General features: G+C 49.0%; 15 protein-coding genes and 1 pseudogene. 9 read left to right on the top strand and 7 right to left on the bottom strand.

What is annotated here, in order from left to right:
• Nucleotides 1–29: 29 nt before the first annotated feature.
• Both speB and HRM2_RS00650 read left to right on the top strand, forming a co-directional pair.
• Nucleotides 30–899: an agmatinase gene (gene speB / locus HRM2_RS00655; RefSeq protein ID WP_012662510.1), complete on the top strand. Its 870-nt coding sequence runs from the start codon at nucleotides 30–32 to the stop codon at nucleotides 897–899.
• Between the two features lie 30 nt (nucleotides 900–929).
• Nucleotides 930–1571 carry a class I SAM-dependent methyltransferase gene (locus tag HRM2_RS00650; protein WP_012662509.1) on the top strand — a complete coding sequence of 214 codons (642 nt, stop codon included), beginning with the start codon at nucleotides 930–932 and terminating at the stop codon, nucleotides 1569–1571.
• 239 nt (nucleotides 1572–1810) lie between these two features.
• Here the strand turns inward: HRM2_RS00650 and katG are convergent, their stop codons facing one another.
• Together katG and HRM2_RS00640 are read right to left on the bottom strand one after the other, a co-directional pair.
• Nucleotides 1811–3973: a catalase/peroxidase HPI gene (gene katG, locus HRM2_RS00645; RefSeq protein ID WP_012662508.1), complete on the bottom strand. Its 2163-nt coding sequence runs from the start codon at nucleotides 3971–3973 to the stop codon at nucleotides 1811–1813.
• 77 nt (nucleotides 3974–4050) lie between these two features.
• On the bottom strand, nucleotides 4051–4494 hold the full coding sequence (locus HRM2_RS00640) for a Fur family transcriptional regulator (protein ID WP_012662507.1): 444 nt from the start codon (nucleotides 4492–4494) through the stop codon (nucleotides 4051–4053).
• Between the two features lie 336 nt (nucleotides 4495–4830).
• On the opposite strand from HRM2_RS00640, the gene HRM2_RS26440 reads away from it, so the two are divergent.
• The gene (locus tag HRM2_RS26440) at nucleotides 4831–5064 is read left to right on the top strand and encodes a hypothetical protein (protein WP_148214530.1); all 234 of its coding nucleotides are present in this window, start codon (nucleotides 4831–4833) and stop codon (nucleotides 5062–5064) included.
• A 273-nt stretch (nucleotides 5065–5337) separates the two neighbouring features.
• Nucleotides 5338–6921, top strand: a complete 1584-nt coding sequence (locus HRM2_RS00635) for an SDR family oxidoreductase (RefSeq protein WP_012662506.1) — start codon at nucleotides 5338–5340, stop codon at nucleotides 6919–6921.
• Between the two features lie 221 nt (nucleotides 6922–7142).
• Here the strand turns inward: HRM2_RS00635 and HRM2_RS28230 are convergent.
• The 5 genes and pseudogenes from HRM2_RS28230 to rhuM all read right to left on the bottom strand — a co-directional run.
• Nucleotides 7143–7439: pseudogene (locus tag HRM2_RS28230) on the bottom strand (M48 metallopeptidase family protein); the annotation flags it as partial.
• Nucleotides 7440–7545: 106 nt separating this feature from the next.
• Entirely contained in the window at nucleotides 7546–7815 is a 270-nt protein-coding gene (locus HRM2_RS26860; protein WP_012662504.1) for a hypothetical protein, read from the bottom strand.
• Nucleotides 7816–7918: 103 nt separating this feature from the next.
• Nucleotides 7919–8338, bottom strand: coding sequence for a hypothetical protein (locus HRM2_RS26855; RefSeq protein ID WP_012662503.1), 420 nt, complete (start codon nucleotides 8336–8338; stop codon nucleotides 7919–7921).
• The gene (locus HRM2_RS26850) at nucleotides 8316–8951 is read right to left on the bottom strand and encodes a type I restriction endonuclease (RefSeq protein ID WP_083776483.1); all 636 of its coding nucleotides are present in this window, start codon (nucleotides 8949–8951) and stop codon (nucleotides 8316–8318) included. The genes HRM2_RS26855 and HRM2_RS26850 overlap by 23 nt, the downstream gene beginning before the upstream one ends.
• A gap of 100 nt (nucleotides 8952–9051) precedes the next feature.
• The gene (rhuM, locus tag HRM2_RS00625) at nucleotides 9052–9387 is read right to left on the bottom strand and encodes a RhuM family protein (RefSeq protein WP_202944701.1); all 336 of its coding nucleotides are present in this window, start codon (nucleotides 9385–9387) and stop codon (nucleotides 9052–9054) included.
• Here rhuM and HRM2_RS27445 point away from each other — a divergent pair.
• The 5 genes from HRM2_RS27445 to HRM2_RS00605 all read left to right on the top strand — a co-directional run bounded on the left by HRM2_RS27445 (nucleotide 9343) and on the right by HRM2_RS00605 (nucleotide 16251).
• Nucleotides 9343–9507 (top strand): hypothetical protein, encoded by a 165-nt coding sequence (locus HRM2_RS27445; RefSeq protein ID WP_232364311.1) that lies wholly within the window; start codon nucleotides 9343–9345, stop codon nucleotides 9505–9507. The two genes, rhuM and HRM2_RS27445, sit on opposite strands and share 45 nt — an antisense overlap.
• Before the next feature lie 183 nt (nucleotides 9508–9690).
• Nucleotides 9691–9927 carry a winged helix-turn-helix domain-containing protein gene (locus tag HRM2_RS00620; protein WP_012662501.1) on the top strand — a complete coding sequence of 79 codons (237 nt, stop codon included), beginning with the start codon at nucleotides 9691–9693 and terminating at the stop codon, nucleotides 9925–9927.
• 697 nt (nucleotides 9928–10624) lie between these two features.
• Nucleotides 10625–13099: a GAF domain-containing protein gene (locus HRM2_RS00615; RefSeq protein WP_232364262.1), complete on the top strand. Its 2475-nt coding sequence runs from the start codon at nucleotides 10625–10627 to the stop codon at nucleotides 13097–13099.
• The gene (locus HRM2_RS00610) at nucleotides 13096–14475 is read left to right on the top strand and encodes a sigma-54-dependent transcriptional regulator (protein WP_012662498.1); all 1380 of its coding nucleotides are present in this window, start codon (nucleotides 13096–13098) and stop codon (nucleotides 14473–14475) included. The genes HRM2_RS00615 and HRM2_RS00610 overlap by 4 nt, the downstream gene beginning before the upstream one ends.
• Before the next feature lie 348 nt (nucleotides 14476–14823).
• Nucleotides 14824–16251: a trimethylamine methyltransferase family protein gene (locus HRM2_RS00605; protein WP_012662423.1), complete on the top strand. Its 1428-nt coding sequence runs from the start codon at nucleotides 14824–14826 to the stop codon at nucleotides 16249–16251.
• Nucleotides 16252–16287 lie beyond the last annotated feature (36 nt).

The following is a 16287-nucleotide window of genomic DNA, read 5'->3' as shown; positions in this document are numbered from 1 at the left end:
ACCCTTCAACCAGACAGGATAGAAACAGAATGAGCCCTACTAAACCGCCAGGTTTCCTGGCATCGGAACTGGGAGAAACACGCCCGGAATCGTGCCTGTTCCACGTGATTCCCGCCTGCTACGAAAAAAGCGTCTCCTACGGTAAAGGCGCAGGCCAGGGTCCCCTGGCGATCCTTGACGCCTCCCAGCAACTGGAACTCTATGACGGCAGCGGCATCCCGGCCCAACGGGGCATCTTTACCCATCCCGTGATCGACTGCGGCGGGCCCCCGGAAAAAGAGCTGGAGAAAATTTCAGGCAGGGTCAAAGATGCCATGGCCGCCGGCAAGGTCCCGGTTCTCCTGGGCGGAGAGCACACCGTGACCGTGGGCGCCCTCAAGGCGCTCGAGGCATCAGAAAAATCCGTGGGCATTGTCCAGTTCGACGCCCATGCAGACTTACGAGACACCTATGAAGGCACGGGTCTGAGCCATGCCTGCGTGATGCACCGGGCCCTGGACATGGGATTTTACATATACCAGATCGGCGTTAGAAGCCTCTCTCCCGGAGAGGTGGTCCTTCGCAGGGAACGGGAAATTTGTCACCTGGATGCGGCCGAAATCGCAGACAAAGGCATTCCAGACACCATCCTGCCCGATGATTTCCCGGAACAGGTTTACATCACCTTTGATGTGGACGGTCTTGACCCCTCTGTGATCCAGGCCACGGGCACCCCTGAACCCGGTGGGCTCTTCTGGTACGATGCCATGGAGATCCTTGAAAAAATTGCAGCCGAACGAAAGATCATCGGCTTTGATGTGGTGGAACTTGCACCCATACCCGGTTTCCACACCTCTGATTTTGCATCGGCCCGGCTGGTCTACAATATCATGGGGATGATCGACCGGAATACCCCTTAATGTGATCCGTAACAACATGGACAAAAAATCATGGCAAAATTAAGAACAGGCCGACAAAAATATTATAATATCTTCGCCCATTTTTATGATCTGTTCATAAAAATGCATTCCCATAATTACGGAGAAGAGACGCGTAAATTCCTGGTGGATTCAGCGCAATTGGAAAAAAAGAGACACCCCAGAGTCCTGGACATCTGCTCCGGTACAGGATCGGTTGTACTGGCGTTTTCCAGAAGTTTGCCAGACAGCACAGCCGTTGGCTATGATTTTGCCCTGGGCATGCTGTACAAGGCAAAGGAAAAGGATCTGGCAGGAAAAACACAATTTATCAACGGGGACGCCGCAAGGCTGCCCTTTGCGGATGATTGTTTTGATGTTGTGTGCTGCTCCCATGCTTTATATGAATTGAAAAACCAGGTGAGAACTGAGGCGCTTCTGGAAATGAGGCGGGTGGTCAAGCCGGACGGACGGGTATTAATCATGGAGCATGAAGTCCCGAAAAAACGATTGATAAAAATGCTGTTCTACGTTCGCATGCTGTCAATGGGACCCGCGGATTCCCGGGAGTTTGTAAAACAGGGCACCGCGCCATTTGAAAAGATTTTTACCCATGTCTCCCTGTCACACACCCCGTCGGGGAAAAGCAAATTGATCTCCTGCCGCAAACAATAGACTTGGTTTTCATTCACCTGGGCGGCCCCGTTTCTCTGTTTGCAATGTCTCTGCGCATAAGGTAAAAACAACTCTAAATTTTAAGGGGCAAACTTACTGAAAAATCAGTTGTAGAATGCCCCCCAAAACGAGGTACTTAACGGTTTAATAATCTTGACCAAATACCATTTTAGTTTGCCGATAAATCTTTTAAAAGTTCAGTGAATTCTTAAAATTCATCGGCTCCCTTTGTACTATAATCATGCAAGGTCAAAACGATCAGCGTTCATAACCTTTGCCCAGGATGCTACAAAGTCTTTAACAAACTTTTCCTTGTTGTCATCCTGCGCATAAACCTCGGCGTATGCGCGAAGGATTGAGTTGGATCCGAAGACCAGATCAACTCGTGTCGCCGTCCACTTGAGTTGGTCGGTTTTCCGGTCGCGAATTTCATATAAATTATTGCCGGCCGGATTCCATGTATAATTCATGTCCGTTAAATTGACGAAAAAGTCGTTGGTCAGCGCGCCTTCATTCTCGGTGAATACACCGTGCTTGGTGCCGCCGTGGTTGGTGCCGATAACGCGCATGCCGCCCACCAGCGCCGTCATCTCATGGGCGGTCAACCGCATAAGTTGTGTGCGGTCTAACATCATCTCTTCCGCACTAACGACATAGTCCCTCTTGAGCCAGTTGCGGTAACCGTCATGGAGGGGTTCCAGCACTTCAAAGGATTCGACATCGGTCATTTCTTCTGTTGCATCACCCCGGCCAGGTGAAAAGGGGACTGTAATATCGAACCCGGCAGCCTTTGCGGCCTGCTCGACACCCACATTACCGGCCAGGACAATGACATCAGCCACGCTTGCACCGCCATCGGCTGCGATTTTTTCAAGCACGGACAATACCTTGTTCAGACGCTTCGGTTCATTTCCTTCCCAATCTTTTAGCGGAGCAAGGCGGATGCGCGCTCCGTTGGCGCCGCCCCGTTTATCTGAACCCCGGAAGGTTCGGGCGCTATCCCATGCGGTGCAGACCATTTCACTGATACTTAGACCACTGGCGGCTATTTTGCCTTTCAGAACCTTGATATCGTAATCCGTGGGTCCGGCAGGAACCGGGTCTTGCCAGATCAGATCTTCCTGGGGTGCATCAGGACCAAAATAACGCGCCTTCGGTCCCATGTCACGATGCGTCAATTTGAACCATGCCCGTGCAAACACTTTGGAGAAATAGTCAGCGTCTTTGTGAAAGCGTTCAGATATCTTTCGATACTCAGGGTCCATTTTCATGGCCATGTCCGCATCGGTCATGATCGGATTGTGCCGGATCGAAGAATCTTCGACATCGGCGGGCTTGTCTTCTTCCTTGATGTTGACTGGCTCCCACTGCCAAGCACCGGCCGGACTTTTTTTCAATTCCCACTCATAGTTGAGCAGCAGGTGGAAATAGCCATTGTCCCATTGGGTTGGATTTGTCGTCCATGCGCCTTCAATGCCGCTGCTTACCGTGTCGCGGCCAATACCACGCTTGGTTTTGTTTATCCAGCCCATTCCCTGGTCTTCAAGATCCGCAGCTTCGGGCTCAGGCCCAAGAAGCGCTGCATCTCCGTTGCCGTGGCATTTGCCCACCGTGTGACCACCGGCGGCGAGGGCGACGGTTTCCTCGTCATTCATGGCCATACGGGCAAAGGTTATGCGCACGTCGCGGGCGGTCTTGAGCGGGTCCGGGTTACCGTCCACGCCTTCAGGGTTGACGTAGATCAGCCCCATCATCACTGCGGCCAGCGGATTTTCAAGGTCACGTTCGCCGGAATAGCGGCTATTGGGGGCGCCACTTGGGGCCAGCCATTCCTTTTCCGATCCCCAGTAGGTGTCCTTTTCCGGATGCCAGATATCTTCCCGCCCAAAGGCAAACCCAAAGGTCTTTAATCCCATGGATTCGTAGGCGATGGTGCCGGCGTAGGCAATTAAATCGGCCCAACTCAGTTTGTTGCCGTATTTTTTCTTTATGGGCCAAAGCAGACGACGCGCCTTGTCAAGGTTCACGTTGTCCGGCCAGGAGTTGAGCGGTGCAAAGCGTTGATTGCCGGTGCCTGCGCCACCTCGTCCGTCAGCGATGCGATAGGTGCCGGCGGCATGCCAGGACATTCGGATCATGAGACCACCGTAGTGTCCCCAATCCGCAGGCCACCAGTCTTGGCTGTCAGTCATCAGGGCATGCAGGTCTTTCTTGAGTGCGGCCACGTCGAGTTTCTTGAGCTCCTCCCGATAGTTGAAGTCCGCTCCCATGGGATCAGTCTTGCAATCGTGCTGATGGAGAATGTCAAGATTAAGCGACTTGGGCCACCATTCCATGTTTGAGATGCTGCTCGATGTAGCACCGCCGTGCATCACTGGGCACTTGCTTCCTTCATTGGACATGTTATCCTCCTAATTTTTATGTTATAGAGATGAAATATTAGCTGATAACTGTTATCAACCAATGATAAAAAAATATATTAAACCTTTTTAGCCAAGCAATTACTGCAGATACCAAAAAAGTCTAGCCGGTGATTTAGAATTTTAAAATTCGTTTCTTCCTCTACTTCTTTTGTCATATTATCCAGACTGTCCAGGTCAGGATCAACAATTTTTTTACATTTGATACAAATGACATGGGGATGAGGGTAAGGCTTATTCCCATCGTATCGGTTACTCCCATCCGGAAAACCAAGTTCAAGAACTTCACCAAGAGACTTAATCAATACAATATTTCTGTATACTGTTGCAAGGCTCATAGTGGGGAAATCAATTTTGATTTGATGATAGATATCTTCAACACTTGGATGGCCTATACTTTTAGCAATAATTTTTACAATAGCAATCCTCTGGGGTGTTATCTTATGACCATTATCCCTTAATTTCTGGATGATAGTTTCAAATCTTGTTTTTTGGGATTTCACGCTAGGCCTCATCATTTTATAATAATAATGGTTATTGTTTAACTTTTATTATCACAAATGTCAAGTATTTTATTCCATATAACCGGCACGGCCGGAGCGAAGTATCGGCTCTGGCCACAACGAATATAGAAACTCGACAGCAGAGGTGGGCGGGAACGGGTATTGCCCGCAGCGGATTAAACGGCAGCGGTCAGCATGGACGCTGAAGGAGCTGCCGTTTCCCTCGGAGCAGCCCAGGACGGGCTGCGAGAATGAGCGGAGGGTTATACCCGTTCCCGTCTACCGGTCCGACGAGAGTTTCATATAACCCACATGTCCTAGCGGACACAACGAAGCATGAAACTCGACAGTAGTAGGCCGGTGGGAACGGGTGTTGCCCTGAACGGGTTAAATGGCAACGGTGGACACGAGGTCCAAGGAGTTGCCATTTCCCTCGGAGCAGGCCATGGACGGCCTGCGAGAATGAGTGAAGGGCAACACCCGTTTCCGCCGGCCGGTCGAAGCGAGTTTCATATAAAACCGGCACGGCCGGAGCGGGGGATCTGCCCTCCTGGCCACAACGAAGTTTGAAAAGCCTTCACTGATGATGTTTCGGTGGGTGTTTCTTATAAAATGTGATTTCTCCAATGTCAAAAGGAATCAATTACAATGCGGTTTATTAAAACGGGTCTGTATGTGATTTGCGAGCTTAAGATCGGATAAAAAGAGTTGACAGAATTTACATCCCCCCATAATCTTTTACAGATAAAACGATGGTGTCCTTTTCTCGTCAGACTGTGAGCCAGAAATAACAAGAAGTTTTCTAAATTTATTATCGTTGTAAACACTGATAAAGGTGGATCGTTGAAAAAAGAATTTGACGAAAATAAAGGTGGAATTACCAAACGAATTCTTGTGACTGGTGCCACAGGTTACATTGCGGCCCGTCTTATCCCAATACTTCTTCGTTCTGGCTACAGGGTCAGGGCCATGGGCAGATCAATCAAAAAAATGGCTGAACGTTCCTGGGGAACCCATTCAGATATTGAATTGGTAAAAGGTGACATCCTTGATAGAGATTCCCTGGAAAAAGCTGTCCATGGATGCGGTACTGTTTACTACCTTGTTCACTCAATGATTTCAAAACAGGGTGAATACAAAACTGCGGACAGGATCGGCGCTGAAAATATGGCGGCGGCTGCTGAAGCTGAAAATGCCGAACACATCATTTATCTTGGCGGTTTAGGTGACATTACAGACAAAAATGCCAGCAGGCATTTAATATCAAGAAATGAAGTCGGGGAAATACTGAAAAAAGGCAGTGTGCCGGTTACGATTCTCAGGGCTGCGATGATCCTGGGCTCCGGAAGCGCAAGTTTTGAAATATTAAGATACCTTGCTGAAAGATTGCCGGTGATGATAACCCCCAAATGGGTCAGCATGCCGACCCAGCCTATTGCTGTAAGCAACGTTTTGGGATACCTTACAGGATGTATTGATCATCCTCAAATCCGAGGGATGACCTTTGATATCGGAGGCCCGGATGTGTATTCCTACAGGGAACTCTTCAAAATTTTCGCAGAAGAGGCGGGTCTAACAAAACCTGTTATGATACCTGTTCCAGTGTTAACCCCAAGGTTGTCATCGCTATGGATCCACCTTGTGACACCGGTACCCGCATCTATTGCACAACCCCTTGCAGAAGGCCTCAGTATACCGACCATTTGCACTGAAAACAGAATCACAAAGATGATTCCACAAAAATTGGTCAATTGCCGAGAAGCTATCCGGCGGACTCTTCAAAGAACCCTGGTGGAACAGATTGATGATTGCCGGGAGAGCAGTCGGTTAAACGTCTATCCTGAATGGAGTGTAAATGGTGATGCCGGCTACTCAGGAGGCACATTATTCAAAATGGGATACCGGACCCGGGTAAAAGGCTCCCGTGATAATCTCTGGGAAATCGTTGAAAAAATAGGCGGGGAACAGGGCTATTATGGTGGAAACACACTCTGGAAAATTCGTGGTGCAATTGACAGGCTTTCAGGTGGTGTTGGTTTGCTTCCCGGCAGGGGTTCAAACAACCAACTTAAAGCCGGAGACATCGTTGATTTCTGGCAGGTTTTTGAGGTTGTACCTTCAAACAGCCTCATACTTGTAGCCAAGATGAAATCCCCGGGTGAGGCTTTTTTTCAAATACGGTTAAAGCCCTGTTCAAACCAGGAGATAGAGTTGATGATTCTATCATTTTTTAAGCCAAAAGGTATCGCTGGTATCCTTTACTGGTATCTGCTTTATCCGTTTCATCAATGGGTTTTCAACCAGATGTCAAAAGGCATGACAGAAAAATCCGGCCTGAAGCAAATCACCTGGCCACAACAGTTTGAGCCCGTATTGGCAACATCCTGCATACTGGACCATGACAAGCCTGCGGCAGAGCCGTCATGAAAGAACTAAACTATCAGCAGGTTTTTTTTGACACTGTCTGATAATTCCGGGAGGTAACCCTTCCATGTTTCAAACCCAGAAGGCTACTTTCGATTTTTATGCCCGATCTGTTCCGAGTTCAAGACGGCAATCAGAGACTTAGCACCTATAAAGAACTAACCCGAATATTTACCACAGTAATGTTTGACGCATTTAAAACTTTAAATTCATGACATGCCTAGCTAAAGTTTGTGTTTTATTCTCTCCCAGCCCGGGATGACAGAGTCGAGGTACTTATAAAAGTCCGGGCTATGATCATTATATTTCAGGTGACACAGCTCATGCATAATAACATATTCAATGCATTCTTTTGGTGCCCCTATCAGGTCAGTATTGAGGGTTACTGTGCCTTTATCTGAAAGGCTGCCCCATCTTTTTTGCATTCGTTTAATGGATAGTTTAGGCTGGCTTATGCCAAGACCTTTGAATTTCTGCCAGCAGCGATCCAGACTCTTTGCAAATTGAAATTGTGCCTTTTCCGCATACCATTTTCCATCGTTTTTCTCTCACACCACAACAGACGGAAATAAATGGTCTTCCGCCTGTAAACGACCGAGTGTTTGTCGTTATGGATTAATGCCTTCATTATTTATAGCCCCTGTGTTTTGCCACCTGCATCACCCGCTCGATGATGTCATCCATCGGATCAAGCGACAATTCAATGCCTCTTTCCGTCTTGAGTTCATCATAGAAATAATCATCGATTTCGTTAACGGTCTGTTTCTGAGCATCTTCATCATCCCAGAAATGAACTTTCTTGTGCTTTTCAAAAATACCATGAATAGCAATTGCCGTATCAGCCGCAGCGATTTCAAGGTTTTCTTCATCTATTTCGTGTTTTCCGAGGAAAGGCATAAGCCTCCGAAATAGGCAATGGCATTTCCCCGACCGGCAAGCTTATCGGGTATATCATCATGCACCTTACCGACAACCTTGTTACGGATATCCACGACTTTGTTCAGATAATCCAGATCAGATAATCCAGATCAGATATTCTCTTAGCCCGAAAATCTTCAATCGCCTGCTGGATCAGCTTTGAGAACTTCTCGTAAAACGCTGGGTCTTCATCCATCCTTTCGGTAAGCACTTTCTTTGTGGCATGTGCAATCGTATCAGCCTTTGAAGCTGTGGTTTTTGGCGTTGTACCATAGATTGCCTGTTCCTCTTTCACAACCATGAATGCTTCATCGTCGAAGATATTAACCGGCTTATTCAGTTGAATAACTTCATTGGCTTGAATATGGGTATCCAAAAGTTTTTTGATTTTTGGCTCGTAATCCCGATAATCAATGGCCTCTGCATATTTGAGCTTGACAGACACCTTGAGTGACTGAAACCTCCGCAGATCGGCCTTGTTATCTGGACAAGATTTTCCCATCGACTTCGGTCAGAAATTTTTCACAAGAAAGTGCAATGCCAAGCGTTTTTCCAAAGTCCGAAAGGCGGTCGTAAAACTCTTCACGTAAGCTCTCATCGGCAAGCAGCAATTCATAGGCTTCCTCGTCGTAGAAATGCTTAACCGTTTTAAATAGATCCCAGAGATCGGAATATCGGCCCGGCAGCTTTTCGATTTCACTGTTAATGGCTGTCAGGGTGCCGACAAGGTCAGATTCATCAAACCCTTCAAATGCGCTGTACATTGTGAGCGCTTTGTCCAGTTCACCAAGGACGTTTGCATAGTCGACAATAAAGCCGAACTCCACCTCAACCTGCGGCGCTTTACATTCAATCACGCAAAATGGAATACCATTGACGAAAAGAACAATGTCCGGCCGGGCAGTTTCCGTTGATCTTGAGCGTTCAACACTGTATTCGGCCGTGACGTGAAACCTGTTGCGGCTGGGATTGCGCCAATCGATATAGTTCATGTTGAAGCTTTTCGAATCACCCTCAATCGCCTGCTCCAAGGCCGTTCCGAGAGTGATCAGATCATAAATTGCCTCATTTGTTTTCAGCAGCCCGTCGTATTTGACATTTTTCAGCTTCTGGATAGCCGACTGAACATTTTCCTCGCTGAAGAGATACTCACTTCCTTTTCTGTTTTAGTATATCAAGCGTATTGAAATTTATCATTTTTAGAATCTCCTGTTTTTAACCACGAGTGCAAACCAATGGACACGAATAAGCTAGCCATCTCTTTTCCCTTTCTTTTTGGTGGTTTCGATCTGCTTGACCACCTTGTCGAAGTCGCTGAGTGATTTTGATGAAGCGGAATCGGGTCGCCACATGGCTTTTTACCCGATAGCCGACAGAGATAATCATGTCCAGATTGTAATAATCGAGTATGCGTTTGACTTCCCGCTTTCCCTCTAATCGAACTGACAAGAATTTCTTGTGAGTTGCCTCCGGGGCCAGTTCTTCTTCCTCGTAAATGTTTAACACATGCTGGCTTATGTTCTGCTGTGTCGTCTGGAAAAGCTCTGCCATCAGCGGTTGAGTCAACCAGACCGACTCATCCTCAAACCGAACATCCAGCCTCAATTTGCCATCTTCAGCCTGATAAACCAGAAATTGACCCTTGGCGGCTTCACCACTGGCGAGTCCTGAATTATGAGTACCCTGTGCTGATTTTTTTTAATTCATCCTTCATATTTTATACCTCATCATTCTAATTTACTTCCCAATAGCCTTCTTTCCAGAGTCGGAGGCGAAGCGCTCAATCAGATAGATGTAGGTATTGCCGATCACATCCTCGGAAACGAGGCTGGGCTTCATGTTGAGCTGTAGCTTGTGGAAATCCTCCAGCAGTTGTTTCAGACGGCGGTTCCTATCCTTGGTTTTGCCAAGGATGACACCCCTGTTTTAATGCTGACGGCCAGAGAATTTGTAATTCTTCAATATTTGATGCGCAACCCGAATGCTGTTGTTACACGAAGCATGATAGAAGCCCATGCATGGGACTATGATTTTGACAGTATCTCCAATCTTGTTGATGTTTACATTCGCCAGATCAGGCAAAAAAATTGATCCTGAAGCGGGCAAGAAAATTATCACCACTGTCAGGGGGGCGGGCTATCGGATGCAAAAGGGATGAATGGGTTAAGTATTAAAATTAAATTTACACTCTGGTATCTCACGGTTCTTTCACTCATCCTGATCGTCCTTGGGACGGGTATTTATTTTGCAGAATAAATAACGAACCTTTTCAAGTTTATGCGGTCCCATATTCGCCTGGATAGAGAGAATCAGACTCGATAAATTCAGAATTGGAGAAAAAGATAATCCCGGCCGGGAAGACGTCCGGTTTAAAAGTACCGGATTACCCAATCAGATCCAAATAAAAAATGCGGCTCTCATGGTTCTTAAAGATTCTTGAGGTATGCAGGAACAATGTTCTCCAGGTGTCGTGTCCGGTACCGGCGACAATTTTCAAGGCCCTTTAAGTTAGTGCGGGCCTTGTCCTGGCCAAGGATCCTAGAGTTACATTCAAAAGCTGAAACTAAAAGGCTTGACTATATCTTTCCACTTTATCATGTTAGGGAAACCTATGGCCTGGCAAACCGGTTGTGCTCCACCCTGTCCTGTGGTAGCCTGCAATCGGTGTGGGCAGGGGTCAGGATTGAAAAGGGCCTCGTTAATTCTGATGTTTTAAACGTGTTGTTTTCTGATGGTTAAATTATCAAAGTCCTTTTTTTTTCTTGCTGGTCTCTGGTGTGCTCTTTTGGTGACCAGTCCGGCGTTTTCATCGAACAATATCCTCACCTCCGACGAACAGAAATGGCTGAACGACCACAATCGGACATTCCGCCTTTCCCCTGCACCAGACTGGGAGCCCCTGGAATTTTTCAATGCAAACGGAAAATATTCCGGGCTTGTTGCTGAATACATCTATCTTCTCGAGAAAAAGCTGGACATCAAATTTAAGATTATCCAGACCGACACTTGGGGCCAGGTGCTTAAGATGGCCAAGGACAGGGAGGTGGATGTCATATCCGCCGCCTATGCCAACAAAGAACGGCAACGGTTCATGAACTGGACAGATCCTTACATTAACCTTAATACCACCATCATTGTCAAAAAATCCTTTAAGAAAAAACTCTCCCTTGGGACCATGACTGGGATGCGGGTGGGGGCGCCCAGGGACTACATCGTTTTTGACTACCTGAAAAACAATTACCCAGAGCTTGACGTGGTGGCGGTTGAAACCGGTGCCCTGGGTCTTAAAATGGTCTCGTTCGGTGAGATCGACGCCATGATCATGGAGATGCCCAACGCCCTCTATGCCATTGAAAAGAGCCAGCTCACCAACCTTCGCCTGGCCGGAACCACGGATTATATCGCCACCTACAGCCTTGGCACCCGAAAGGACTGGCCAAAGCTCCACTCCATCCTCACCAAGGGGTTGAACCGGATCACGCCAGGGGAACGGGAGACCATCTATAACCGCTGGATAAGCCTTACCCAGGATCCCTGGTACAAAAACCGTACTTTCTGGTACATCACCGCAAGCCTTGGCATTGCCTTTTTTCTGATCGTGGGCACCGTCCTCTTTATTAACCGCACCCTCAAGTTTATTAACCGCACCCTCAAGGTCCAGGTGGCCCAGCGCACTGGGGAACTCCGGTTCAACGAGATGCGCCTGGAAGCCCTGCTTAAGCTTGCCCAAATGAACGATGCATCCATCGACGCCATCATTGACTTTGCCTTTAGGGAGGCCATTCGCCTCACAAAAAGTCAGTTCGGCTACCTTGCCTTTGCCGGCAAGGACAGTCTTTTCTACACCGTGGACAGTTTGGGGCGCTCCTACCAGAAGACCGTCTTCAAAAACGATAAATCCGATTTCTCATCTAAGACCATGGGACTGTGGCGGGACGCCATCATCAAAAAAAAGCCTGTCATCTCCAATGACTACATGGAGTCCAACCCGTTCAGGCGAGGCGTACCAGAGCAGCACGCAACCATATACCGGTACATGAACATTCCGGTTGTGAATGAAAACCAGGTGGTTGTAATCGCCGGTGTGGGAAATAAAGCCGACCGGTACGACGAGAGCGACCAGCGGCAGCTCTCCCTGCTCCTTGACGGAATGTGGCGAATGATTCGGCGAAGGGAGGCTGAAATGGCCCTGAAAAGCAGCGAAAAAAGATTCAGGGACCTGGTGGAAAACTCCCCCTTTGGCATCTCCATCATCAGGAAGGGAAGGTTGGTTTTCAGCAATCCAGAGCAGGAACGGCTGAAAGGCCTCATGCCCCTGTTCCACCACGGCAGTTTCTCCACCATTCACCCGGACGATATAGACAAGGTTGAGGATTTTTACCGCACCTTCACCTCAAGTTCAAATTCCGCCGAGCTTGAATTCAGGTTTTACCCCCATGAGCCCCCTTCCCAGGGGCAGCTCAAATGGGTTAACTGCCGGGCCACCCCCCTTAACGTCCAGGAAGGTATGGCAACCCTTATTACCACCATGGATGTCACAAAGGCCAAGAACCTGGAACGGCTGCTCATCATCCAGGACAAGATGGCCTCCCTGGGCCATGTGTCAGCCGGCATCGCCCATGAGATCAGAAATCCCCTGTCTGGCATCAATATTTACCTCAATGCCCTGGAACAGCATCTCCTGGGCTGGGAGGAGATGGCAGAGACCTCTCCCCTGATCCAGCAGATCAAGTCCGCATCCGGGAAAATCGAATCCGTAATACGCAGGGTGATGAACTTTTCCAAACCCCATGAGCCCAAGTTTGTTCCAGCCAACCTCCACAAGCCCATTGATGAGGCCATCGCCCTTTCTGCCGCCACCCTCAGGAAGAGCAAAATCACGCTGGTCCGCAAATTTGATCCAGATCTCCCCCTCTGCCATGCCGAGCCCCTTCTCATTGAGGAGGTGGTACTGAACCTGATTAATAATGCCTCCCATGCCCTGGAAAAAATAGAAACAAAGACCCTCCTCATAACAACCGACCACGACGAACATTTCATCTCCATAAGGGTGGAGGATTCAGGCCATGGCGTTCCGTTTCACATCCGCCAGCGGATCCTGGAGCCCTTTTTTACCACAAAGAAAAACAGCACCGGCATTGGCTTGAGTATCTGCCACAGGATCATCTCCGATCACAAGGGAGAATTTACTGTCTCCACAAGTGACCTTGGCGGCGCGTTGATGCAGGTAAACATTCCAATAATAAAGAGAAGCAGACCATGACCCTTGATTTTAAGATCTACATCGTGGATGACGAAGAGACCATCCGGGAGGGTATCCGACTCACCCTTGGAAAGCGCTACACCCTCCTGGGATTTGAAGATGCAGAGAGCGCAATCGAAGCGATGGAGACCGACCCGCCCGACCTGGTCCTCCTGGACATCGGGCTTCCCGGCCTCAGCGGCATTGAGGCCCTTGAAGCGATCAAGGATCAGAACCGGGAGATCATCGTCATCATGATCACCGCCTACGAGGATATCACCTCGGTGATCTCCTGCATGAAACTCGGGGCCTATGACTATGTGGTCAAGCCCATCTACATGGAGGAACTCGAGGTGACCATTTCAAACGGCCTTGAAACCATCCGCCTTCGAAAGGAGATCCGGGCGATCCAGGAGAGTCAACTCAAGGAGAACCTGCCCTGTTTCATCAGCGAGAGCCATGCCATCCAGGAGATCATGACTTTTATTGAACGGGTGGCTAAGAGCCCTGACACCCCTGTGCTTATTCTTGGTGAGACCGGCACGGGAAAGGAGCTCATCGCAAGCACCATCCATTATCGAAGCCCCCATCATAAAGGCCCTTTTATCACGGTCAACTGCGCGGCCATCCCCGGAGAACTGATCGAAAGCGAACTTTTTGGTTATGAAAAGGGTGCCTTCAGTGGGGCCAGCGCCACCGGGAAAAAGGGATTGATCGAAGCGGCTGCCGGTGGAACCCTGTTTCTGGACGAAGTGGGGGACATGAGCCTGGAGGTCCAGGCAAAGTTGTTGAGATTCCTCGAGTACGGCGAGTTCTATCGGGTGGGCAGCACCCGGGTCAACCGGGTGAATACACGAATCGTATCGGCCACCAACAAGGACCTTGAAACCATGATCAGCAAAGAAACCTTTAGAAAGGACCTCTTCTTCCGGCTGGGGGTGATCAGAATCAATCTTCCCTCCTTGAACGATCGGCCTGAAGACATTGAGCTGCTGGCCAACTACTTTATCGGGAACTTTTCTGAAAAATTCAACATCCCTGGAGTCACCCTGTCCAGGGCGGCCCTGGAACTGTTGATGCAATACTCCTGGAGCGGCAATGTCCGGGAACTCAAAAACATGATGGAGCGGGGGGTGCTGACGGCCCAGGGTAAGCAGATAACGGCGCAGGATCTCGGCCTGGACCAGGTGCGAAGGGGGGAGATGATGACCGGTCCCTATGACAACTTTGCCCCGATCCCGGCCGCAGGCATTGACATCAACGAGATCCGGGCCGCGGTGGATCGATTCTACTTTAACCAGGCCCTTAAGATGGCAAAGGGAAACGAGACCAAGGCCGCAAAGCTTCTCAACCTCAACCACCACACCTTCCGGTACCAGTGCAAGAAGGTTTTATAGGAGACACTTCTCCGGCCTGCCACCAGGCAGGCTTCCAGCCATAAAATTTCGATCAGAAGCCAGGGCTCAACTTTCCCGTAGAAGATCTTCTGCTTTTTAGAAGATCTTCTACGGGGCTGAATTTCCTCCCTTTGATTCCTGGGCGATCACATTTTGGCCCAGCCCGGGCCTATGTAAAAACTTTGTTTGTGAAAAATCTTAGATTTCAGATGGTTATTTTGAATCATCGCAAAACTGTCTGCAGAAAAAAAACCCCTGGTATGCTTCATGCTCTTTACTCCCTTCAAGTAATGGAAACAGTCTATTAATCAGGGTCTTTCAAAGATCTGACAATGAAAGGAGTCCAGAATGGGATTAGCAAGCAAAATAAGAGTCGTTGAAACAGAGGTCCTCAAACAGGTTCATGAAGCAACCGTTGAAATTTTTGAAACCGTGGGCATTGAATTTCAGCTGCAGGATGCCGTGGATATCCTGGAACAGGGCGGCGCCCGGGCAGAGGGACATCGGGTTTTCATACCAAGGAAGATGCTCGAGGCAGCCATAGAGACGGCCCCTGCTTCGTTTAAACTATGGGGAAGGGATGACAAAAAATCCATCATCATGGGGGAGGGCCAGACCCGTGTCCATGTTGAACCGAGTAACGGCCCCGTGTTTGCCCAGGATATCAAGGGGGGCAAACGAAAGGGCACCATGGAGGACCTGATTAACTTCTATAAGCTTGCCCATACAAGCGATGTGTGCGATGTCAGCGGTGCCATTCCGGTGGAGCCTTCAGATATTGATTCAAAAGGGCGTCACCTCAGGATCTTCTATGAGATGATCAAACACACAGACAAGCCCATCCGCAACAATGTGGGCACCTACAAAGAGGTCAAACAGATGTTCGACATGTTTGAGATCGCCGTGGGAGAACAAGGTTACCTCAAGACCCATCCCTCCATCTATGTGAGCATCAACCCCTTGAGCCCCCTGGCCTACGACAGCACGCCCCTCCAGACCATCATTACCTTTGCCAAATACGGTCAGCCCGTGACCATTCTTTCCTGCGCCCTGGCCGGCATATCCGCCCCTGTCAGCCCCCTTGGTGCGGCAGCCCTGCAGAATGCCGAGATGCTAGCAGGTCTTGTACTCATGCAGCAGATCAATCCGGGTACACCCTATATCTATTCTCCCTCATCGGCCATGCCCAACTTGCAGAACGGCCAGTACGTCACAGGATCTCCCGAGTCAAACCTGATCAACATCATCAATCTTCAGCTGGCCCTGGAACTGTACAATCTACCCACCCGGTCCATGGCAGGACTTACCGACGCAAAGACCATCGATGCCCAGGCCGGCTATGAGACCATGCAGAACCTGTTCATGTGCATTGCCGGGGGCTCCCATGTGATCAACGAGTGCCTCGGAGTAATGGATTCCATCATGACCAACTCGTTTGAAAAATTCATCCTGGACGAAGAGATGATCTCAAGGATGATACGGATCATGGACGGTGTGGGCACTTCTGAAAAAGACCTTGCCCTTGATGTGATCAAGAGTGTCGGTCCCCAGGGCTCATTTCTCATGCATCCGTCTACCTTGGCAGCCTGCAGGGGCGCATGGCGGCCCACTGTCTCTTCCTGGGCCAGCTATGACAAGTGGGAAAAAGCCGGGGCCCCGGATGTGGTCGAAACGGCCAACAAAGTGTATCTCAAACGAATCGCGGCAGCCCCTGATACTCTTTTAAGCGACCAGGCCGAGGAGAAACTCCAGGCATTCATGGCTGCGGCCGTCTAAACAGTTATTTTTTTCTGCACCTTCATTTTTAAAACA

Origin of the sequence: Desulforapulum autotrophicum HRM2, assembly GCF_000020365.1 — a bacterium.
Classification (GTDB): domain Bacteria; phylum Desulfobacterota; class Desulfobacteria; order Desulfobacterales; family Desulfobacteraceae; genus Desulforapulum; species Desulforapulum autotrophicum.
This window is presented reverse-complemented; position numbering and strand designations above follow the sequence as displayed.

Coding starts and splice junctions, on each gene's coding strand:
- rhuM (WP_202944701.1), bottom strand. CDS start 9,387: ATGGCAGAGCTTTTCCAGACGACACAGCAGAACATAAGCCAGCATGTG.
- HRM2_RS00650 (WP_012662509.1), top strand. CDS start 930: ATGGCAAAATTAAGAACAGGCCGACAAAAATATTATAATATCTTCGCC.
- HRM2_RS26860 (WP_012662504.1), bottom strand. CDS start 7,815: ATGCCTTTCCTCGGAAAACACGAAATAGATGAAGAAAACCTTGAAATC.
- HRM2_RS26855 (WP_012662503.1), bottom strand. CDS start 8,338: ATGGGAAAATCTTGTCCAGATAACAAGGCCGATCTGCGGAGGTTTCAG.
- katG (WP_012662508.1), bottom strand. CDS start 3,973: ATGTCCAATGAAGGAAGCAAGTGCCCAGTGATGCACGGCGGTGCTACA.
- HRM2_RS27445 (WP_232364311.1), top strand. CDS start 9,343: ATGCTGGCTTATGTTCTGCTGTGTCGTCTGGAAAAGCTCTGCCATCAG.
- HRM2_RS00610 (WP_012662498.1), top strand. CDS start 13,096: ATGACCCTTGATTTTAAGATCTACATCGTGGATGACGAAGAGACCATC.
- HRM2_RS26440 (WP_148214530.1), top strand. CDS start 4,831: ATGAAACTCGACAGTAGTAGGCCGGTGGGAACGGGTGTTGCCCTGAAC.
- HRM2_RS00605 (WP_012662423.1), top strand. CDS start 14,824: ATGGGATTAGCAAGCAAAATAAGAGTCGTTGAAACAGAGGTCCTCAAA.
- speB (WP_012662510.1), top strand. CDS start 30: ATGAGCCCTACTAAACCGCCAGGTTTCCTGGCATCGGAACTGGGAGAA.